Below are 21,236 nucleotides of genomic sequence, written 5' to 3' on the forward strand. Positions count from 1 at the left end.
TAGACTGGTAACCGTGAGCGGGATGAGGGAACTGATTCGCCGGTACGGTCAGGATTTATCGGACAGTGATAGCGACCATCTGCATATGTTGGTGGGCGATTGGCAGGTTTTAGCTGATATTGGCAGTGCCGATTTGATTTTGTGGATTCCAGATGACCAGGGGCGGTATGTAGCGATTGCCCATACCCGTCCGGGATCTGGTTTTACTATCCACCTTGATGACGTGGTGGGGCTTACGGCTTCGCCAACGCGCTCCAGAATGCTTAAATCTGCCTTTGCTCCGGATTCGCAGCCTACCACTCCGGAAGTGCGCTGGGCAGGTTCTTATTCGGTAATCGCCAATGCGGTTCCGGTTCGTCACGACTCTCGGGTAATTGCTGCCCTCACTGTAGAGGTTAATATTCAGTCTTTGCGTGTTTTTGAACAGCAAGAACAGTGGTTTCATAAAACCGCGAATATGCTTTGTGAAATGATTTCTCAAGGTAGTTTTCCGGCTGCTTCTCTGCCGGCAGCTACTACTCACGGGATGCCGCGCCTGATTGATGGCGCGATTAATTTGGACGCAGAGGGCAGAGTGCTGGATTTGACTCCCAATGCGCGCTCTTGTCTACGTCGCTTGGGAGTTCGGGAAGAGGTTATCGGGGCGGTTCTCGCTGAGCTAATAACCGAGGTGGTTCAAGATCAATGCCAGGTCGATGAAACCTTGCCGGTGGTGGTAATGGGGAAAGCGTATTGGCTGGCAGAAGTGGAGTCGCCCTCGGGTATTGTTTCTTTACGTTCGTTGCCTTTAGAGCAGTCTGGCGAGCGAATGGGGGCACTTTTGTTGTGTAGAGATGTTACTGAGGTGCGTAGACGCGAACGCGAATTGATGAGCAAAGATGCTACGATTCGCGAGATTCATCATCGGGTGAAAAACAATCTGCAAACTGTTTGTGCGCTTTTGCGTCTGCAGGTTCGTCGTTCCGATTCTCAAGAGGTTAAAACAGCCTTAGGGGAGGCAGAACGGCGGGTTGCCTCGATTGCGCGTGTTCATGAAGAGCTATCGCAAACGGTCAGTGAAACCGTAGATTTTGACGAAATGATTTCTCGCCTACTTAGAATGTCGGCGGCAATGGCGGCAACCGATCAAGAAGTTGATACTGAGTTTGTTGGTAGTTTCGGAATGATTGATGCCGAGACAGCTTTGGTACTGGCAGTGGTGATTTCAGAACTGGTTGCTAATGCGGTTGAGCACGGTTTGGCAAATCGTGATGGGAAAGTGGTTTTAGAGGCTAAACGTGAACGCAGTGAGCTCGATGTTTGGGTGCGCGATAATGGTAGTGGTTTAGAAGATAAACCGCTTAGCGGACTGGGAACCCATATTGTGCGCACTCTGGTACGTGCAAATCTTAAGGGTTCTATTGATTGGAGTTGTCCCGAGGAGGGCGGTACGAAGGTGCATATCCATGCCCGCATTGAGGAGGACGTTAGATAAATGGGGAAATCACGTAGACGGCGTGGCTGGCCAGACCTGCCCAGCTCTTTGGCGGGCAAAATAGTTGATAATCATACCCACTTGCCACTGTGGGAAGAACAGATTCCCCTGGTAGAGGGACTACGGCTGAGTCTAGATGAACAACTGGAGAGGGCGAAAACTGTAGGGGTTAGCGCCTTGATTACTTCAGGCTGTCAAATCGATGAGCTTGCGCCTACAGTGCGATTAACTGAGCAGCATCCCCAGGTATTTTGCGCGCTTGCTATTCACCCGAATGAGGCCGCTTTGCACGCGAAAGTGGTAGCTAAAGCGCCCGATGGGCAAACCTATTCACTGAAGCCTTGGCATGAAAACTATTCCTTAGAACAGGCGATAGCTGAAGTTTATGAGCAGGTAAAAGGCTGCGACAAGGCGGTTGCGATAGGCGAGAGCGGATTGGATTATTTTCGCACTTCTGCGCAGGGAAAATCTGCGCAACAGCAGGCTTTTAGAATGCATATCTCCCTGGCTAAAGAGCTGAATCTACCATTGCAGATTCATGACCGGGAGGCTCATGCCGACACTATTCGGATTTTAATGGAAGAGGGCGCTCCCGAGCGTACGGTTTTCCACTGTTTTAGTGGAGACAAAGAAATGGCTCAGGTACTGGCAGAGCAGGGGTGGTATGCCTCTATTGCCGGGCCGGTCACCTATAATGCGAACGAGTGGCAGCGCGATGCTGCCCGAAAGATACCAGCTTCGCTATTGCTGGTGGAAACCGATGCGCCCTATTTAACTCCGCATCCGCACCGGGGGCAGCCGAATGCTTCCTATATGCTTGCCTGGACGGTGCGAAAGCTGGCAGAAATCACCGATAAAAGCGAACCTGAACTGGTGAGCCAGCTACTTAGTAATACTCGTGAGGTGTATGGACAGGCGGTAACGGCGCTAGATTAGCGGGACGTTAATATCTATTCACAAAGTCTATTGTGCGAGGTAGACTGGTGGTGTTTTATTCCACTAAGGAAATATATCGAACAGGTAGCTATTTGGTAACAATCAGGTTACAGTTATTTCTGATTGGGGGTTTTATTTCCCAGGGTTACCATCTAGTGCAGCGAGGGTATACGTGAGCAGAAAACATCGGCGCAACCAGGTGAAGCTAACAGCCATTTTCGCCGGGATATGCACAGCTATCGTCCTGGGAGGATTAGCGGCGGTAGCCAGTGAATATAAAAGCGTAGCCGTCACCGTTGATGACGCTACCCGTCAAATGCAAACTACCAATCGCACAGTTGAACAAGTGGTTTCCGATATGGGAATTAAAGTGGGTAAATATGATCAAGTGAGTCCCGCCCTGGATACAAAAATCTCCCGAAACCAAAAAATCAAAATAGTCCACGCTCGCCCAGTCGTCCTCCAAGAAACAAAAAATGCCCAGGTTACTTGGAAAACTGCCCACCATGATGCTCCAGTATTGCAGACAACTTTCCGGGTAGACAATGCCGAGGTTAAAGGAGTCTATAAACCGGGTTCAGACCCGCGAACAGCAGCCCAAGCAGCAGGTATCAAACTGTCGAACCTAGATAGAGTCACCGTTGAACAAAGCAGTCAAAATACGGCAACCATTAAAGTCGCGCGGGTGCAACGGGGCATAGAGAAAAAGGAAGAAAAATCTGCCCCGGAAGTTAAAAAAGTAGAAGACAAGACTTTGCAACCCGGAGAAGAGATTGTAGAAAACGAAGGAAAACAGGGCGTTACCGCAAAAACTACTTTTGTAGAAAAAGTTGATGGCAGCGTCAGTTTTCAGTCTGCTGAACAGGTAACTACCCTGGTAAAGGCAGAACCAAAAATTGTGCGATTCGGACCGGCAGATAATTCTGGTGACACCAATTATGGACCGGTAGTTCCCGCCGGACAGGCGCAAGAAATCGCCCACCAAAAAGTTATTGCCCGTGGCTGGTCCGAGGGGCAGTTTACCTGCCTAGTTAAACTGTGGAATCGGGAATCAGGGTGGAATGCTTCAGCGAGAAATCGCAGCTCGGGAGCGTACGGTATTCCTCAGTCGCTGCCAGCAAACAAGATGGCATCTGCGGGTGCGGATTGGCGTACTAATCCTGCCACTCAAATCGAGTGGGGACTCGGCTATATTCAAGGACGCTACGGCAGTCCCTGTGAAGCCTGGAATCATTCTGAACGTATAGGCTGGTACTAGTAAGCTAGGGGGGTGGAAAAAAACCCTCCGGTTACGCTTTTGACCCCTAATGCGGTCAGCCAGCTCTGTAAGAGGCTGGATATTCGTCCTACGAAACAGTTAGGACAAAACTTTGTTACCGAACCCAGTGCAATCCGTAAAATTGTGCGCGAAGCAGGGGTGAAAGCAGGGGAGCAGGTTCTGGAGGTCGGACCGGGACTCGGATCTCTTACCCTGGGGCTTTTAGAGGTCGGGGCGAATGTGGCTGCCTGCGAGATTGATTCTCGCTTGGCTGCTTTTTTGCCGGCAACGATTGCTAGTCACGCTCCTCAATCTCTAGAGCGAGCCTACCTGGTAAATAAAGACGCTTTGAAGCTAGTCCCCTCAGATTTAGAGAACTTAGTGGCTCTGTCAGAGAGCGCAGGTGAGGGGGGCAAAGAGCTAGATGCACGGCGAGCTAGCGGGCAGACAGAAAGCGAGCATCACCCTGGCAAGGCTTTTTTGCCCGAAATTCTGGTTTCAAATCTTCCCTATAACGTGGCAGTTCCGGTGCTATTGCATCTATTTGCAGTTTTTCCCTCCTTAAAAAGAGCGCTGGTAATGGTGCAAAAAGAGGTAGCTGTGCGTCTTAGCGCCCCGCCGGGCAGTAAAGTTTATGGGGTTCCCAGCGTTAAAATCGCCTGGTATGGTAAGGCGCGCATGAAATCCGATATTTCGCGGCGAGTGTTTTATCCCCAGCCCAATGTAGACTCCGCGCTGGTAGAAATCGTTCGCGCTCCTAGCGACAATCTTTACTTTCAAGATGATAAGCAAAAAAGCTACCTCAGCAGTGAAAAAGAAATCAGCCGACACTTAGAAAAAACACTCACCACGCAAGAATCAGAGCGCAGGCAACGGGAATTAGTCTTTGAACTCATTGATTGCGCCTTTGCGTCAAGGCGGAAAATGCTGCGTTCTTCATTGAAAACTTGGGCAGCTCCTCTCGCAGTAACGCCCCTATTGCGCGCCGCGGGAATTGCCCCGACCGGTCGGGCAGAAACCTTAACTATTCGCAACTTTGTGGCACTTGCCAAGCTACGCTCCGTTTTAGAATCCAGAGTGGAAAAAACTCCGATTATCCCGGATAAGACCGGTATCAATATAACTACCCTAGAGCGGGAAGAAAACAGCGTTCCCGCGTCCGCGCCCGCTGCGCCCTCAAAGCCAAGCCTTCCAGCTGCCGAAACTGCCTCTGCCAGGCAAGCCCAAGCGGTAAGCAACGGCAAAATCAACCTATTTTTGGCAGCTACCAGGGCAAATGATGGCTACCATCCCCTGTCTACTCTGTTTCAAGCGGTTAATCTGCGTGAGAAAGTAACAGTTAGCTTACAAGAACAAGGTCTCGATATTGACATAAAATTCGATGCTCCTGAGGGAGCGGTTGGTTATAGTCCTGACCGCGACCAACAAGCACTAACCGGGTTGGCGGTACAAAATAACCTCGCAACCCGCGCTTTTTTGCTGGTAGCGGAGCAGTGTGGCTACCAGGGGGGAGCAAAAATCAGTATCGAGAAACAAGTGCCGGTAGCCGGGGGTATGGCAGGGGGTTCAGCCGATGCGGCTGCGGCCCTGCTGGCTTCTAACCAGGTTTTAGCTGCCGGGATTTCTCGTCACCAATTAGCTGAAATTGGGGCAAAACTAGGGGCAGATGTGCCATTTGGGCTCTATGGGGGAACCTGTTTTGCAGACCGCTACGGAGACCGGATTACCCCGCTTCCGCCAGCGAACTCCCTGTCGGTAGTCGCCGCGGTTTCTCCTAACACCCTTGCTACCCCCGCAGTATTTAGGCAATACGATAAAAGTGATTGTCTCCGGCAAAAATTACCGAATTTGGCGGAATTAAATTCCCTGCTTCAAGCTCTCTATCAGGCAGACTTGCCGGCTCTTGCGCAGCTGATTCAAAATGATTTGCAAAATCCAGCAATCAAACTCATGCCGCAGCTGGCACTAACCCTAGAAGTTGCCAAACAACAGGGAGCGGTGGCTTTTATTTCTGGGTCTGGACCTACCGTGATTGCTTTAGTACAAACCGATTCGCACGCGCGCGCCCTGGCAGTAGAACTAGCGAAACTAGATACCGTCTCCTATGCTCTGCCGCTTACTTTTTCGACCCCCGCCTGTCCCCTAGATAGAGAGCATTGGTTAGCGTGAAAACTTTCCTAGCTGGAACTAAAGACGTATCCGCGTTGGCAGGGCCGCGCCGACTCTTGGCGGGAGTAACCATAAGCCTTTTCCCCGCTGACCGGATTGGTATTCTCGGACCAAATGGAGCCGGCAAATCCACCCTGCTTCGTCTGCTCAGTGGTGAGCAGCAGCCAGATAGCGGTAGCGTAACCTATGCGCCCGGTATCAGTTTTGCTGCCATGTCACAACAGGAAACTCTAGATTCCGCTTTAAGTGTTAAACAGGCGGTTCATGCAGATATTCCTGACTATCAGTGGGCATCTCAACCTCATTTGCGAGCCATAGACCAAGGATTATTGTCCGATGTGGACATGGAGACTAGCTGTGGGGAACTTTCAGGGGGACAGGCGCGCCGGGTAGTGCTTGCACGAACTTTAGGGCAAGATGCGCCGATTCTTGCTTTAGATGAACCCACTAACCATTTAGATGTCGAGGGCGTAGCTTGGCTAGCTAAATATCTGAATAACCGTTTCAGCTCGGGAAAAGGAGCTTTAGTGGTTATTACCCATGATCGTTGGTTTCTCGATGCGGTCTGCAACCGGATTTGGGAGGTGGTTCCAGGCGCAGATTCAGGAAACGGTCGTCCGCAAATACCGGGACATATTGAAGAATATGACGGTTCATACGCGGCCTATGTGCTGGCTCGGATGGAGAGAGCCCGGCAAGCCGAAGTGGCGGAAGAAAAACGTCAAAATCAGTTACGCAAAGAGCTAGCCTGGCTGCGGCGAGGGGCTCCGGCTCGTACCTCAAAACCAAAATTCCGTATTGAGGCGGCCGAGGCCTTAATCAGTGACGTTCCGCCCTTAAGGGACAGTGTAGAACTTGTGCGCTTAGCTTCAGTGCGTTTAGGGAAACGAGTCATTGAACTCGAAGATGTTTCATTTTCTTATCCCGAATCGACGCGAAATATCTTAAACCAGGTGACCTGGCGATTAAACCCAGGGCAGCGCGTAGGAGTAATCGGCGTTAATGGGGCTGGTAAATCGACATTACTGAAAATAATGAGCGGAGAACTCACCCCTACAAGTGGAAAAATCAAACGGGGGAAAACCGTGCAGCTCGCAACCTTGGCGCAGTTGCCTCAAATCGGACAGATGAACCCCGACCTTAGAGTAGTGGAAGCAATCTCGCAGATAAAAGAGCGGATTATTTGGGGAGAAAAAGAAATCACCGCCACGAAACTGGTTGAGAAACTGGGGTTTTCAAAAGAACGCGCCTGGACAAGGGTAAGCGAACTATCGGGTGGGGAAATGCGCCGCCTACAGATAGCTACTCAGCTGCTAGCCGAACCTAATGTTTTAATTTTAGATGAGCCAACTAATGATTTAGATACCGACACATTGGCGAAACTGGAAGATCTTTTAGATTCATTCCCCGGCACCTTGATAGTGGTTAGCCATGACCGATACCTGCTGCAACGGGTAACAGATTCGCAGGTAGCGCTGCTGGCTGATGGAACCTTGGCGGCGTTACCGGGAGGGGTGGAGCAGTATCTACAAATGCGCGCTGCCCGGCAATCAGACGGGGTAGCTAGTAATGGTGTGGGAGAGCAGAAAAAGAGCGAAGGCGAGGGTAATTTAGCCTCCTCGAAACCCCCTAAGAAAAGCGGGGCTGAGATTTATCGCACCCGCAAAGAGCTGTCGGCGATTGAAAAGAAACTTGACAAGGTACAAACCCAACTAGCAGCTCTTGATGAGCAGCTAAGTGAAAGTGCAGCCGATAGCAGCCCTCAAGGCTTGCTTCACCTGCAAGAACTAAATAAACTTCGTACACAGCTAGTTGCTAACGAAGAAGAACTGGAAGAAACCTGGCTGCGTCTTAGCGAGATTCTAGACTAGCTAACCTGCTCAGCGTACGGGGAAAATAGCTGCTTCGGTAATTGGGTGGGGTAGGGAAGGCAGGTGCTTAGCGCAGAGGACGCACCGGTGTACCCTCAAAGGGCAGTAGTAGCTGGCGCAGCAAAGCCGAAAGGGTTTTCCGCTCGTCCTCGTCCAGGGGAGCTAGTAGCTCAGACTCCCTCATCAGTAGCTCTTTGAGAGCCGAATCAACCCGGGTAACCCCCAAATCGGTTAGGGTTACCAATACCGCCCGGCGATCATGCGGAGAGGGAGTGCGCTTAACCAAGCCTTTCTTTTCTAAACGGTCAATCCGGTTGGTCATAGTTCCGGAAGAAACCAGCAGTTCTTGCAGTAATGTGCCCGGGGTTAGGGAATAGGGCGAGGCGGCACGGCGCAGTACCGAAAGTACATCGAACTCCCAAGGTTCCATCCCCTGGGCGCTGAAAGCCTCTTTACGAGCCAAATCAAGATGGCGTGCCAGGCGCGCTACCCGCGAGTACACTTCCATTGGGGAAACATCAAGGTCAGGGCGTTCAATCTGCCAGGCTAAAATGATGCGGTCTACTTCGTCAGTAGCCTCGGTGGGGTAGTTTTCTGCAAGCACAAGCCAAGTTTACTGGAAGTGGCGAGAACGGTCTATTGTTTCCCGCCGACCTCTATCCTCTTAGCTCTAGCTTTACCTGGGGTGGGTAAGATTTATCGATAGAAGCGTTCCGAAGATAGCCTCCTAGAGAGCGAGATTGCTCTGCCTGGAATGGCTAACTAGCTAGTTTCTTCGCAGAATCGGTCACCAAATGCGGATCTTTGCGCATTCCGGACAGATCATACCAGACCAGATTAACAATATGTGCAGCTACCTCTTGTTTAGAAGGTTTGCGTTCATCAAGCCACCATTGTCCCACTTGGGAGACCAATCCCACCATCATGTGGGCATACATCGGTGCCCAATCGGCATGAAAGCCACTGTCTCGGAAGTGCTCTGCTAATAGAGCCTCAACTTTTTGAGCCACGTCCCCTATCACCGAGTAATAAGAGCCTCGAGACTGGGAGGCGGGCGAATCACGCACCAAAATCCGGAATCCGTCAGTATGGGTGTCAATGTAGTCTAGCAGCGCAAGTGCTGCTCCCTCTGCCATAGCTCGCGGTGACTGGGATTGCTCTAGCACCCCGATAATGGCGGAAACTAGCTGTTGGACTTCACGGTCTACAATCACCGCATAGAGTCCTTCTTTGCCTCCGAAATGCTCATAAACTACCGGTTTGGAAACTTTTGCTTTCGCGCTAATCTCCTCCATGGAAGTAGCCTCAAATCCCTTTTCTGCAAATATGGATCTGGCCACACCAATCAGTTGTTCCCGCCGTTCAATTCCGCTCATTCGCCGTTTCTTACTCACCCCTCTATCATTGCATTTTTGTTTTTCTTGCGGAGGCTTTCCTCTTCTGGGCTGGTATCAGGAAATAAGGGGAGAAATAGGGCAGATATACCGGTTCTCAAGTGCGGTTTTAGGAAATTATTTTTGTCTGTGTAATATAGAGGAGTGATCCGCCCTGGTGTATAGGTAACACGCGGGCTTTTGGTGCCTTGAGAGCCGGGTTCGAATCCTGGGGGCGGAACTGGCATTTGATATGCCTATTTTTCCAATCCGGCTACCGGCAAGGGGTCAAATAGTGGAAAACACGCCCTCCTTAGCGATTGTCTTATCTGCTGATAAATGCACCCCGAACAGTTTTTACGGAAAACAATTTTTTCAGATGAATCTAACTGTCGTTATGGAATGACTCGCTAGGCAAACAATGACTTGTAGAATCAAAATAACGATATGGCATTATCGGCCAGAAAGTGAAAGGTAAACAGCATGACGGGGATTAAATCCGCAGGTCAAAAGCATCTTCTGATTGTGCCTGGGCGGGCATACCCCGAACTTGCGCAAGGAATCGCCGAGGAACTACACACCGAGGTACTTCCTACTGTCGCCTACGACTTTGCCAACGGCGAGATCTATGTTCGATTCTCTGAATCCGTGCGCGGGGCAGACTGCTATGTGGTGCAATCTCACACCACCCCGTTAAACAAATGGGTGATGGAGCAGATGATTATGGTTGATGCTTTAAAGCGGGCATCGGCTGCTCGGATAACCGTGGTGGCTCCATTCTTCCCCTATGCACGGCAAGATAAGAAGCACCAAGGACGTGAACCCATCTCTGCCCGTCTAATCGCCGACCTGTTCAAAACTGCCGGTGCTGACCGCTTGATGAGCGTAGATTTACACGCAGCCCAAGAACAGGGATTCTTTGATGGGCCTTGGGATCATCTCTATGCACAACCAGTACTGATTGACTATGTGAAGAGTCGGGTAGATAAAACCAACCTGACGGTAGTTTCCCCAGATGCAGGACGTATCCGTGTAGCTGAAAAATGGGCAAACAAGTTAGGTGGATGCGAACTGGCCTTCGTGCACAAGACCCGGGATACTACCCGTCCTAATGTGGCAGTGGCTCATAGGGTAGTCGGCACTGTTGAGGGACGAACCTGTGTCTTGGTAGATGACCTAATCGATACCGGTGGCACTATCGCCGAAGCGGTAAAGGTGCTGCTACATTCGGGGGCAAAAGATGTGATTGTGGCTGCTACTCACGGAGTTCTTTCTCCGCCTGCCGCTGAACGTCTTTCCACCTGTGGGGCGCGGGAAGTTATCGTTACCGACACTCTGCCTATTTCGGCTGATAAGCGTTTCCCGCAGCTGACGGTACTACCAATCGCTCCGCTGCTGGCCAGTGCGATTCGGACTGTATTTGATGACGGATCGGTTACTGCTCTCTTTGATCAGGATTAAAGTACCGGCAGTATCTAAAAGAACCGCAGGATAAAATACTTTCTGGCAATAAATGTGAGTTGCCAGACCTTTTCGGGCTTTGGTTTTACCCGCCCGGATTGGGAATATATGCTAAATCAAGGTTGCCTCGGCGAGGGCGCGTATTGATTAACCAATAGGTGCCGTAATCGACGTGGCCGTGAGGTTTTCTCACGTCCTCCGGGGTCCAGTAATATCAGTAAACCTAAGGAGGAAAAATAATGGCAGCTAAACTAACTGCACAACTACGTGAAGAAACTGGTAAAGGTGCTGCCCGCCGGGCACGCCGCTTAGGGCTAATCCCCGCAGTTCTTTATGGTCACACCCTTGAAAAGAACCTACATCTAAATCTGCCAGGGCACGAAGCTTTCCTAATTGTCAAAGATAACCCGAACGCGATTATCAATCTAGAGGTAGACGGCAAGAGTCATCTAGTTCTTATCAAAGAGATTCAGCGCCACCCGGTACGCCGCGATATTTTACATATTGACCTGCTAGAAGTTCGCCGTGATGAAAAAGTAGAGGTCGAAGTACCAGTTGTTCTCGTGGGAGAATCTGCACCCGGTACCGTGGTAAACCTAGAAGTATTCCACTTGCCCGTAGAGGTATCCCCGCTAGAAATTCCGGAAGAAATCTCCATCAACGTTGAAGGCTGGGAAGAAGGTCGCGTACTTTACGCTCGCGACCTAGAGCTGCCCGCCGGGGTCACCACCACTTTGGACGGTGACCATGACGTACTCTCGATTACTCTGCCCGAGGAAATGCCGGAAGAGCCGGCAGCGGGCGAGGGCGAATCAGCAGCAGAGCCAGCAAAAGAAGAAGCTGCTGAAGAGGAATAATCTCTGGTTATACTTTTCGGGGAGGGCTGACGCCCTCCCCGAAACCAATTTTGTACAGAATTAAAGTTGTTAGGGAGCGAAAGTGCAAGAATCCTGGCTGGTGATTGGTCTGGGTAACCCCGGAGAAAAATATGCCTATACCCGTCATAACGCTGGGCATTTAGTAATTAAAGAACTAGCGGAAAGTCAGGGAGTCCAGCTACGCCGCCATAAAAGTGGCTGCCAAGTGGCTACCGTCCATCTGGGCTATCCTGGAAGCGAAATATCGACTTTCAATATTGCTGCTTTAGATTCCTATATGAACACTTCGGGAATTCCAACCGCAAAACTGGTCAAGTTTTTTAATATAGATCCCGCTTCTAAGCTGCTAATAATCCATGATGAGCTTGATTTACCCGCCCATGAATTACGATTAAAACGCGGCGGTGGCGAGGGCGGTCACAACGGTTTACGCTCTATTTCTCAGAGCCTCGGAACTAAAGACTATGCCCGCTTACGGATAGGTATCGGTCGTCCTCACCCTCGGCAAGACCCAGCTGACTATGTGTTATCCCCCTTTGGGCGAGCAGAAAAGGCTCTACTTGAAGAGACAGTAATAAATGCAGCTAACGCGGTAACTGACGTGGTGAGCTTGGGATTTACCCAGGCTCAACAGCGACTTAATTCCCAAAAATCCTAGTTAGCCTTAGCAGGCACTACTTAACGGAAACGGAACTACTAACTGTTGCTGACACGTCCTTTAATCCCGGTAAAGCCCCAGAATCAAAACCTAACTGTTCCTGTAGCTCACTTAAACTGCTTAGCGTTTGAATCAGCCCCAAATCCTGCAAATTGGGCGTTATAGAAACCAAATCAATTTGTAGCTGCTGCGCAAGAGTTAAACCATGAGAGATTGCTTTCTTGTCAGCGCCGCTAAGACCAGGGTACGGCTGGTAGGCTGCTTGCCGAGGATCGGAACCCAGCTGGCTAACCAGTTCCTGAAGCTCACGACGAAGCAAAGGAGTAATTGCGTTAGAAACCAGCCGTTTTAGCTGTATCTCGCCCCCTTGAGCCACATTTTTTTCCAGATTAAAACGTAAAGAATCCAGTTGCCCGATGATGCGTTCCAGTTCTACCTTTTGCGCCTGGGTTAAGGGCTGTTTTGTTCCTTTTTCGCTGCCTTTATCCTCCGGGCTGGACTTATCGGTACTCCACTTGCCATTTATATAACGCAGCGGCGAAAGCTCACTAGGGCGGGCTGTAGGCAGTGTTTGGGTCGCGGTCGCCGCAATTTGTTTATTGTCCCGCCCCATCCCAATTCCTGCCGAGATCAGCACTTTCGCCAAGGTGGCAGTATCGCGCAACCGCTTTTCCTCGTCCTTATCACCCTGAGTGGAATCTTGACTCCGCGCGACGAGGGCGCTAAGAATAATCCCGTCATTTAATGTATCTGCCTGACAATCCACCATTTTTTGTAGCAAAGCCTGGGCATTTGCCGGAGTACGGAAGGGGAGGGGCTCGGGCAGATTTTCTGGCTTTGCCTTGCCTTTCAGTTTCACCGAGGTGCTAGGCCATCTAGAACCAAGAGCTTTACTGCGATTAGCGAAACGGTTCTTGAACTCTAAGAGATTGGGACTGCCTTGAAAAACTTGTTCAATTCCTGCCTGTATTGCCTCCTGGCAGGCGCTAGCGCGATAGCGAGCCATTTGAACCTTGCTGGCAATAACCGTATCCCCGCTACCATCATCAAGGTGTACGCCGCAGCCGGAAATACTCAAGGAAACGGCGAGCATTAAGGTTAAGGAAACAATGCCGGTTTTTCTCATCAAGATTAAGTTTGCCACGGGTAACATTATTTTTGAAATGCTAGATTAGCGAGGCAAAGAAATGACGAAAGAAAAAACAAAACTAGAACAACAACTCCGCGACTTATTAACCTCCGACTGTGAAGCGGTAGGGCTCTATTTAGAGGACGTGTCACTAAAAAGAGCCGGTAAATATACCCGCTTAGTAGTGACGGTAGATTTACCGCGAGGGCCTGGACCCGTCCTCGAAAATCAGCTTTCTGCCGTTACCTTGGCAATATCTAAACATCTAGACCAGGCAGACCCGATTAAAGCTAGCTATAACTTAGAGGTCACAACTCCGGGAATTGAACGCCCCTTAAAGGACGAACGCCAGTATTCGCGGGCAATTGGTCACTATATTCAGGTAAGAAAATATGACAGTGCCAGTGAAGAGGGTAAACTATTGGCTACAACAACTGAAGAAATCGAACTGGAAACTGCCAGCGGTTCGCGTGTTATTGCCCTTAAAGATATTGAACACGCGCAGATGGTAGTACGGTTCTAAAGGCTCGTAAGGAGCATCAATGGATATTGATATGACCGCGCTGCGCATGGTTGAGGCAGACAAGGGCGTTAGTTTAGATACCCTGGTGTCTGCCATCGAGGATGCTTTACTAAAGGCGTATCACAATGCTCCCGGCGCATTAGCGGACGCGCGGGTAGAAATTGACCGCAAGAACGGTCACGTAATTGTCATGGCTGCCGAAATTGATGAGGACGGCAACAAGATTGGCGAATTCGATGACACCCCCTCCGGTTTTGGACGTATCGCTACCACCACTGCTCGTTCCATCATTATGCAGCGGTTACGCGAAGCCGAGGACGACCAGGTACTAGGGTCTTTCCGGGATAAAAAGGGCGAAATTGTCTCGGGGATTATCCAACAGGGTGGCGACAAAGATACCGTGGTGGTCAAAGTCGGAGAATATGAAGCAGCTTTGCCGAAAACCGAACAGGTCCCTGGGGAAAAATATCGTCACGGTCAGTGGATTCGGGCAGTAGTGGTTAAAACTATGCGCGGAGACAAAGGTCCACGTATCGAGCTGTCCCGCCGGCATCCAGATTTAGTGCGCGGTCTATTTGCTCGGGAAGTTCCCGAAATTGCCTCCGGAGAGGTAATAATCGAATCGGTGGCTCGCGAAGCCGGATATCGTACCAAAATTGCGGTGAGCTCTTCCCGCCCAAATATCAACGCTAAAGGGGCTTGTATCGGACCGATGGGGCGGCGGGTTCGAGCCGTGATGAACGAGCTTAACCACGAAAAAATCGATATCATTGATTATTCTGAGGATGTAGCCGAGTTTGTCGCTAACGCCCTATCACCTGCGCATGTTACCTCTGTCACGGTTGAACCAGCTGAGCATATTTTAGCGCACGTGGTTGTTCCTGATTTCCAGCTTTCTCTCGCCATTGGAAAAGAGGGGCAGAATGCGCGTTTAGCTGCTCGTTTAACCGGAGCAAAGATTGACATTCACTCTGATACCGATTTAGAAGACCCGCAGCCAGAATCTTAAAACAGCGACAGTTTTGTTCCCTGTCCCTTAGGTGGCTTCGGGTATTTTGAGCTAAAGCGTTAGTATAGAAGTAGAACCTGACATTGGTTGCAATGGCTGCACCGGTTCTGGGCTTTCGCCTTGACCGGTGCTTTATTGTGACCACCGCAGGAACTCTAAAAGTAAGGTTACCGGTATCTACACCCTGTAGATACCCGATACAGGAAAGCAGGGTTGGAAGCTGATGGTCACCCGATGAGCAACCAGCGATGATCTGCCAATTAAACCAATAGTCTGCTCCTCGCTGGGCAGACCAGCAAGGAGAATTGTGGCGAAACTTAGAGTTCATGAGTTAGCGAAAGAGCTCGGAACCACCTCGAAAGTCGTGCTGCAGGCACTGAAAGATTCGGGAGAGTTCGTAAAAAGCGCGTCCTCTACAATAGAGGCTCCGGTTGCGCGTAAAATGCGTGAGCATTTTGCCAAGCTCGCCGTAGAGGTAGAAGCAGCAGCTCCCAAAATTAAAGAAGCGAAGAAAAAAGTCGCTAGTAAAACCGCTAAAGTTAAAGCGGCTAAAAAAGCTAAAACGCAAGAAAATGAAACCGTAGCAGCTGCCGGCACTGCCAAGGAAGATAACAAACCAGCTCCCTCGGAGGAAGCCAAGAAAGCGGCGTCAATTAAACCGGGTCCTAAACCCGGTCCAAAGCCAGCACCTAAAGCAGAGAAACCAAAATCTGCCCCAAGTGGACCTAAACCAGCTCCTAAACCCGGAAAATCGCCGGGAAGTTCTGCGCCAAAACCGGCACCTCGTGCTGGCGCGCCCCGTCCGGGCAACAACCCGTTCGCCTCTGCGCAGGGAATGCCTCGTCCTGGCGGGCCGCGTCCGGGTAATAATCCGTTCGCGTCCTCACAGGGAATGCCCCGTCCGGGGGGAACCTCAGGGCAGCGTAAGAGCAGCGGAAGAGGTCGCCCCGGAAAGGGTAATCGTCGTCAGTCCTCGGCAACCCCCAACGTAATGCCGGCACATTCCGCAACTACTCCCATGATGGATCAACCGGCTCCTTCCCGTGGTCAGCGCCGCGGTGCAGCCGGACAAGGAGGACCTGGCGGTTCGGGCGGTCCTGGTCGTCCCGGCGGTCACAAGATGAATAACCGTGGTCGCGGCGGTTTCGGTGCCACTCAGGGGGCATTTGGTCGCGGCGGTTCCTCGAAATCTAAACGGCGTAAATCCAAACGGGCTAAACGCGCCGAGTACGAGCAACAAACCGCTCCGAAGATTGGCGGCGTACAGGTTCCCCACGGGGATGGTTCCACGCCTTTACGCCTACGGTCTGGGGCTTCACTAGCCGATATGGCAGATCGGATTGATTGCGATCCCGCATCCTTGGTAACTGTGCTGATGACCTTGGGTGAAATGGCAACCTCGAACCAATCCTTGGACGAGGACACCTTGATGACGCTCGGCTCTGAACTGGGCTATCAGGTACAGGTAGTTTCCCCAGAAGATGAAGATCGCGAACTACTCGAATCTTTCGATATTAACCTACGCGAAGAGGAACAAAGCGATGAAGAGGACGCTTTGCCGCGTCCTCCGGTAGTTACGGTTATGGGGCACGTAGACCACGGTAAAACCAAACTATTGGACGCTATCCGTGATACCGATGTGGTGGGCGCTGAACATGGGGGAATCACCCAGCATATTGGTGCTTACCAGGTAAATATCGATGTGGACGAGGTTCGCCGGGCAATCACCTTTATTGACACCCCTGGTCACGAAGCCTTTACCGCTATGCGTGCGCGCGGGGCGGAAGTAACCGATATCGCGATTTTGGTAGTTGCCGCTGATGACGGGGTTATGCCTCAGACAGTGGAGGCGATTAACCACGCCCAAGCCGCCAATGTGCCGATTGTGGTAGCGGTAAACAAGGTTGATAAACCTGACTCTAACCCGGATAAAGTGCGCGCTCAGCTCACTGAATACGGTCTGGTGGCCGAAGAATATGGCGGCGACGTAATGTTCGTTGATGTATCGGCTAAACAGCGCAAAGGTATTCACGAATTGCTAGAAGCGGTGCTGCTGACTGCGGATGCTGCTTTAGAGCTGAAAGCTAACCCGGATGCTGCTGCTCGCGGGGTCGCGATTGAAACTCGCCTGGATAAAGGGCGGGGCGCGGTCGCTACGATTTTGGTGCAGCGCGGTACCTTGCGGGTCGGGGACTCGATTGTGGTGGGTTCGGCTCATGGTCGGGTTCGTGCCATGCTTGATGAATACGGCAACCAAGTTGAACAGGCCGGTCCGTCCTTCCCCACGGCTGTTCTTGGTTTAACCAGTGTGCCGGGAGCCGGTGATTCTTTGTTAGTGGCAGAAGATGAACGTACTGCCCGCCAGATTGCCGATAAACGCCAAGCGCAGCAACGCGCTGCCCAACTGGGCAAACGTCGCAAACGGATTTCTTTGGAAGATTTCAACGCGGCTTTGGAGCAGGGCAAGGTAGATACTTTGAACCTGATTTTGAAGGGCGACGTCTCTGGCGCGGTCGAAGCCTTGGAGGATTCGCTACTCAAGATCGATGTGGGCGAGGAAGTGCAGTTGCGGATTATTCACCGTGGCGTAGGCGCAATCACCCAAAACGATATCAACCTGGCCAGCGTAGACAATGCGGTAGTTATCGGCTTCAATGTGCGTCCGGCGCAGCGCGTAGCCGAATATGCTGATTCGCAAGGCGTAGATATGCGTTTCTATAACGTTATTTACCAGGCGATTGAAGATGTTGAGAGCGCTATGAAAGGTATGCTCAAACCCATTTATGAAGAAAAGCAGATGGGTGTGGCAGAGATTTTGCAGGTTTTCCGCTCCTCTAAGTTTGGTAATATCGCCGGTTCGGTGGTGCGTGAGGGTCTGATCAAGCGGGGCGCCAAGGCTCGCTTGGTACGTGACGGAATCGTGGTTGAACCTGAACTTCAGATTTCCTCTTTGCGTCGCGAGAAAGACGATGTGACTGAGGTTCGCGAGGGTTACGAATGTGGTATTTCCTTAGCGATTAAAGATATTCAGGTTGGTGACCATATCGAAACCTGGGAAATGGTAGAGAAACCGCGCGATTAGCGTTACTGGTCGGCTTTTCGGGCGCGAGCTGTTTGCGCCCGAAAAGCCACTTTTAGGTGAAGGAGTTTTCATGGCTGATCAGGCTCGTAGGCGCAGAGTTGAGGAACGGATTCAGACCACGGTGGCTAGGCTATTGGAACGCCGGGTTAAAGATCCGCGTATTGGTTTTACTACCATCACTGATTGTCGGGTTACCGGCGATTTGCAGCATGCTACTGTGTTTTACACGGTTTTTGGTGATGAAAAGCAGCGTGAAAAAACCGCGAAAGCGTTGAACAGTGCCAAAGGGCTGATTCGTTCAGAGGTCGGCAAGGCTCTTGGTATTCGCTTGACACCCAGTATCGAGTTCACTTTGGATGCTTTGCCGCAGCAGACTGCCAGTTTTGAAGAAACCCTTGCCAGCGCCCTCGACTCGGATGTGAATCTGCGTGAAGGGGCTCAGGCAGCTAGTTATGCCGGGGAGGAAGATCCTTACCGTAAGCCTCGGGAAAAGAAAATCTTTGAACCTCAAGAAGCAGAGCCTACTTTCACTGAATGGACTGGTGAAGATGGTTTTGCTGATACCGATAGTTTTCCAGACACGGATAATTCTTAAGGTCTGGACGCTATTGGTAACCGCAAAATGTGAAGTGGTGAGTTGAATAGTTTTGACTGTGGATTCACTTAGTTCTGACCCTACTTTTGCTCCAAAAGGAGCAGATATTGAAGTTCCCCGCGCCCAAGTCACAGCTGGTGATGGGGTGTTAGCAATTGATAAGCCCCTGGGGATTACCAGTCATGATGTGGTTGCCCGGCTGCGTCGCCTCGCGGCTACTCGCAAGGTGGGTCATGCCGGTACTTTGGATCCGGCGGCATCAGGCGTATTAGTTGTTGGTCTTGGTCGAGGCACTAAACTTTTGCAATATCTGCAAGGGCTAAAGAAAACCTATATTGCCCGGGTTTGTTTCGGGGTGGAAACTGATAGCGAGGACGCGCAGGGAACTATTACCGCTAAACGGGGTGCTGGTATACAGGATTTAGCGGGGATTGAGACCGTATTGCAGCATTGGTGTGGGCAGGTAATGCAGGTTCCTAGTGCTTTTTCGGCTTTAAAAATCCGAGGTCGAAGGGCAGCTGACCGTATTCGTAGCGGAGAAAATGTGCAGCTTGCGGCGAGGCCGATTACTATCTATGAGCTTACTTTGCTTGGGCAACCGGAAGAGGGCGTCCTCGATGGGGTCCGGGTGGTTTATCAGGATATTCGGGTGACGTGTTCGGCTGGTACTTACGTTCGTGCCTTGGGGCGAGATTTGGGTAATGAACTGGGTATAGGGGCGCATCTTAGGGGTTTGCGGCGGGTTAGGGTTGGTCTTTTTGGGCTAGATTCTACCCAAAATGAGGCGGAGGATTCTGCTTTTCCTGTCTATAACCTGCAGGAACTATCGCGTCTAGTTACCGATGAACAGCAGTTGCCAGTAGTTAATCTTGATGAAATCTGCGCGAGGATGTTTCCGGTTTGTCCGGTGAATGTAGAGGTTATTACCGCTCTGGGTTATGGGCAACGTCCGCCAGCTAATCTTGAAACTATTGGGGGCTGTTTCGCAAATCCAGATACCATTTATGCCTTGGCTGACGCTCAAGGTTCGATAGCTTTTTTGGCGCGGCTTCGCGATAACTCCTGGCGCAGCGTCCTAAATCTCCGCTCGTAGATTATCCCTTAACTGCGCCATCAACCATTCCAGAGATAAAGAACCGCTGGAGACAGAAATAGATTATAACCATTGGTAATGCCACCCACACGGCTCCTGCTGCCAGAAGGGTTGAACCTTGAGTATATTGTCCTTGGAAGAACGCTAATCCAAGGGGAGCAGTCATAACTATTCCAGACGGGGACATAATGAGTGGGATTAAAAAGTCATTCCACGTCCACATAAAGGTTAGTAAAACTAATGTAACCAAAGCTGGTATAGCTAAAGGTATTAGAACTTGATACATAATACGCAAGTTCCCAGCGCCATCTATGCGGGCAGCTTCAATAATTCCGGGGTTAAAGTTTCGAAAGAATGCTCGCATCCAAAATGTTCCAAATGCTAAGGATTGAGCGATTTGGGGTAGTGCAACCGCCCAAATAGTGTCCGTTAATCCCAGGCTGCGAAAATCATAGTATAGCGGCAAAATGATTGCCTCTGTTGGAATCATTAATCCGAGTAAGAATAAAAAGAAAATGATTTTTTCGCCGCGTGGTTTTAACACTGCCAGGGCGTAGCCACTCATTATCGATAGAACCAGGGCTATAAAGACCACTACAACCGCTATGCGGAAAGAATTCCACATATATTCTGAGAAATGTCCTTGATGCCAGGCAGTAATGAAGTTTTCTGGGTGGAACCAGGAGGTATCTCCTACCTTTTCCGCTGATAAGGCAAGATAAACAACATAGAGAATTGGGGTTAGCGTCAATATGGTTGCTACCGTTAGCAAGATGAAAGTAAGTGTTTTTTGTTTCCTGGAATGCATGGTTACTCTCGTTCTCCTATGAGGTTTACACCTAAGTTGATGAAGAAAATTATTAGAGTTAAAACAACAGCTAGGGAGGAAGCTACTCCCACCTCTCCGAGACGGAACGCATGGTTATAGACCTCATAGGAGGGAACGGAAGTTGATGAACCCGGGCCTCCGGAGGTAGTTATATATACAAGGTCAAAAGTCTTTAGAGCTGCGATAATGGTTAAAGTTAAGGAGACAACAATCTCTGCACGTACTCCCGGAACGGTAATGTAAAAGAATTGGCGAATAGGTCCTGCTCCATCAACCCGTGCAGCTTCATAGTATTCTTCGGGAATTCTGGTCATACCTGACATGAGTAGAACCGTGACTAAGCCGGTCGAGACCCAGGTGCCAATGAACCCTACAGCGATGAGCGCCGTTTTGAAGTCCCCGAGCCAACCGCGAGTAATAGTGTCTAAACCTATAAGACGTAAAGCTGAATTGACCAGTCCGTTTGGGGCATAAAGCTGACGCCATGCTATTGCTAGAACCACCATAGCTATTACTTGCGGTAGGAACATAACTGTTCGGAAAAAACCAGTGGCGGGAGCTTTACCTCGAATTAGAAGAGAAGCTAGCAGCATTCCCATAACTAGAGGGATTATGGCGTAGAAGATAATCAGAATTATTGCGTGTGTGAACGAAGATAACAGTACCGGATTTGAGAATAAAAGGCGGTAGTTGTCAATACCTACCCATTTCGGATCCGATAATCCGTCCCACTCGTAGAGAGAAAAACCGAAGACCCGGACTATGGGGTAAAGCATGAAAAGACTATAGAAAATAACTGGGATAGCTAAAAGTGCCCAGGCGCTAAACTCGCTGCCGCGTCTTAAGTGCTTTTTCTCCTGGTGATGCTGGTTCAATGGGAATCATCTCCTAGGGAATT

Annotated in this window: 18 protein-coding genes and 1 tRNA gene; 14 read left to right on the forward strand and 5 right to left on the reverse strand. The window is 50.5% G+C overall.

Annotated features, from left to right (window positions below; all coding sequences use genetic code 11):
* The first annotated feature begins 22 nt into the window (after positions 1-22).
* The 5 genes from QZT94_RS08070 (at position 23) to QZT94_RS08090 (ending at position 7,708) form a co-directional block, all read left to right on the forward strand.
* Positions 23-1,474, forward strand: coding sequence for a PAS domain-containing sensor histidine kinase (locus QZT94_RS08070; RefSeq protein ID WP_296762588.1), 1,452 nt, complete (start codon positions 23-25; stop codon positions 1,472-1,474).
* Positions 1,475-2,410: a TatD family hydrolase gene (locus QZT94_RS08075; protein ID WP_072510013.1), complete on the forward strand. Its 936-nt coding sequence runs from the start codon at positions 1,475-1,477 to the stop codon at positions 2,408-2,410.
* A gap of 172 nt (positions 2,411-2,582) precedes the next feature.
* Positions 2,583-3,668 (forward strand): ubiquitin-like domain-containing protein, encoded by a 1,086-nt coding sequence (locus QZT94_RS08080; protein WP_296762484.1) that lies wholly within the window; start codon positions 2,583-2,585, stop codon positions 3,666-3,668.
* 12 nt (positions 3,669-3,680) lie between these two features.
* Entirely contained in the window at positions 3,681-5,837 is a 2,157-nt protein-coding gene (gene ispE / locus QZT94_RS08085; protein ID WP_270625104.1) for a 4-(cytidine 5'-diphospho)-2-C-methyl-D-erythritol kinase, read from the forward strand.
* Positions 5,834-7,708, forward strand: coding sequence for an ABC-F family ATP-binding cassette domain-containing protein (locus QZT94_RS08090; RefSeq protein WP_296762481.1), 1,875 nt, complete (start codon positions 5,834-5,836; stop codon positions 7,706-7,708). The genes ispE and QZT94_RS08090 overlap by 4 nt, the downstream gene beginning before the upstream one ends.
* Before the next feature lie 67 nt (positions 7,709-7,775).
* Here the strand turns inward: QZT94_RS08090 and QZT94_RS08095 are convergent, their stop codons facing one another.
* Together QZT94_RS08095 and QZT94_RS08100 are read right to left on the reverse strand one after the other, a co-directional pair.
* Complete coding sequence (locus QZT94_RS08095; RefSeq protein WP_072510009.1) at positions 7,776-8,312, reverse strand: MarR family transcriptional regulator; 537 nt, start codon at positions 8,310-8,312, stop codon at positions 7,776-7,778.
* A 154-nt stretch (positions 8,313-8,466) separates the two neighbouring features.
* Positions 8,467-9,084 carry a TetR/AcrR family transcriptional regulator gene (locus QZT94_RS08100; protein ID WP_296762477.1) on the reverse strand — a complete coding sequence of 206 codons (618 nt, stop codon included), beginning with the start codon at positions 9,082-9,084 and terminating at the stop codon, positions 8,467-8,469.
* A gap of 166 nt (positions 9,085-9,250) precedes the next feature.
* Here QZT94_RS08100 and QZT94_RS08105 point away from each other — a divergent pair.
* The 4 genes from QZT94_RS08105 (at position 9,251) to pth (ending at position 12,078) form a co-directional block, all read left to right on the forward strand.
* Positions 9,251-9,322, forward strand: a tRNA-Gln gene (locus QZT94_RS08105).
* Between the two features lie 242 nt (positions 9,323-9,564).
* Positions 9,565-10,542, forward strand: a complete 978-nt coding sequence (locus QZT94_RS08110) for a ribose-phosphate diphosphokinase (protein ID WP_072510006.1) — start codon at positions 9,565-9,567, stop codon at positions 10,540-10,542.
* A 239-nt stretch (positions 10,543-10,781) separates the two neighbouring features.
* On the forward strand, positions 10,782-11,399 hold the full coding sequence (locus QZT94_RS08115; RefSeq protein WP_072510005.1) for a 50S ribosomal protein L25/general stress protein Ctc: 618 nt from the start codon (positions 10,782-10,784) through the stop codon (positions 11,397-11,399).
* 82 nt (positions 11,400-11,481) lie between these two features.
* Entirely contained in the window at positions 11,482-12,078 is a 597-nt protein-coding gene (pth, locus tag QZT94_RS08120; RefSeq protein WP_072510004.1) for an aminoacyl-tRNA hydrolase, read from the forward strand.
* A gap of 16 nt (positions 12,079-12,094) precedes the next feature.
* Here pth and QZT94_RS08125 read toward each other — a convergent pair whose 3' ends face one another.
* Positions 12,095-13,204, reverse strand: a complete 1,110-nt coding sequence (locus QZT94_RS08125) for a hypothetical protein (protein WP_296773343.1) — start codon at positions 13,202-13,204, stop codon at positions 12,095-12,097.
* 61 nt (positions 13,205-13,265) lie between these two features.
* Between QZT94_RS08125 and QZT94_RS08130 the strand changes: the two genes are divergently transcribed.
* The 5 genes from QZT94_RS08130 to truB all read left to right on the forward strand — a co-directional run bounded on the left by QZT94_RS08130 (position 13,266) and on the right by truB (position 19,509).
* On the forward strand, positions 13,266-13,730 hold the full coding sequence (locus QZT94_RS08130; RefSeq protein ID WP_072510002.1) for a hypothetical protein: 465 nt from the start codon (positions 13,266-13,268) through the stop codon (positions 13,728-13,730).
* 19 nt (positions 13,731-13,749) lie between these two features.
* Entirely contained in the window at positions 13,750-14,739 is a 990-nt protein-coding gene (nusA, locus tag QZT94_RS08135; protein WP_072510001.1) for a transcription termination factor NusA, read from the forward strand.
* Positions 14,740-15,046: 307 nt separating this feature from the next.
* The gene (gene infB / locus QZT94_RS08140; protein ID WP_072510000.1) at positions 15,047-17,821 is read left to right on the forward strand and encodes a translation initiation factor IF-2; all 2,775 of its coding nucleotides are present in this window, start codon (positions 15,047-15,049) and stop codon (positions 17,819-17,821) included.
* A 70-nt stretch (positions 17,822-17,891) separates the two neighbouring features.
* Positions 17,892-18,416 carry a 30S ribosome-binding factor RbfA gene (gene rbfA / locus QZT94_RS08145; protein WP_296762469.1) on the forward strand — a complete coding sequence of 175 codons (525 nt, stop codon included), beginning with the start codon at positions 17,892-17,894 and terminating at the stop codon, positions 18,414-18,416.
* Between the two features lie 58 nt (positions 18,417-18,474).
* The gene (gene truB, locus QZT94_RS08150) at positions 18,475-19,509 is read left to right on the forward strand and encodes a tRNA pseudouridine(55) synthase TruB (RefSeq protein WP_296762466.1); all 1,035 of its coding nucleotides are present in this window, start codon (positions 18,475-18,477) and stop codon (positions 19,507-19,509) included.
* 1 nt (position 19,510) lies between these two features.
* Here truB and QZT94_RS08155 read toward each other — a convergent pair whose 3' ends face one another.
* Together QZT94_RS08155 and QZT94_RS08160 are read right to left on the reverse strand one after the other, a co-directional pair.
* Positions 19,511-20,317: a carbohydrate ABC transporter permease gene (locus QZT94_RS08155; protein ID WP_296762464.1), complete on the reverse strand. Its 807-nt coding sequence runs from the start codon at positions 20,315-20,317 to the stop codon at positions 19,511-19,513.
* A gap of 2 nt (positions 20,318-20,319) precedes the next feature.
* The gene (locus tag QZT94_RS08160; RefSeq protein ID WP_296762461.1) at positions 20,320-21,213 is read right to left on the reverse strand and encodes a sugar ABC transporter permease; all 894 of its coding nucleotides are present in this window, start codon (positions 21,211-21,213) and stop codon (positions 20,320-20,322) included.
* Positions 21,214-21,236 lie beyond the last annotated feature (23 nt).

The sequence above is a fragment of the Varibaculum sp. genome (assembly GCF_008661855.1).
GTDB classification, from domain to species: domain Bacteria; phylum Actinomycetota; class Actinomycetes; order Actinomycetales; family Actinomycetaceae; genus Varibaculum; species Varibaculum timonense_A.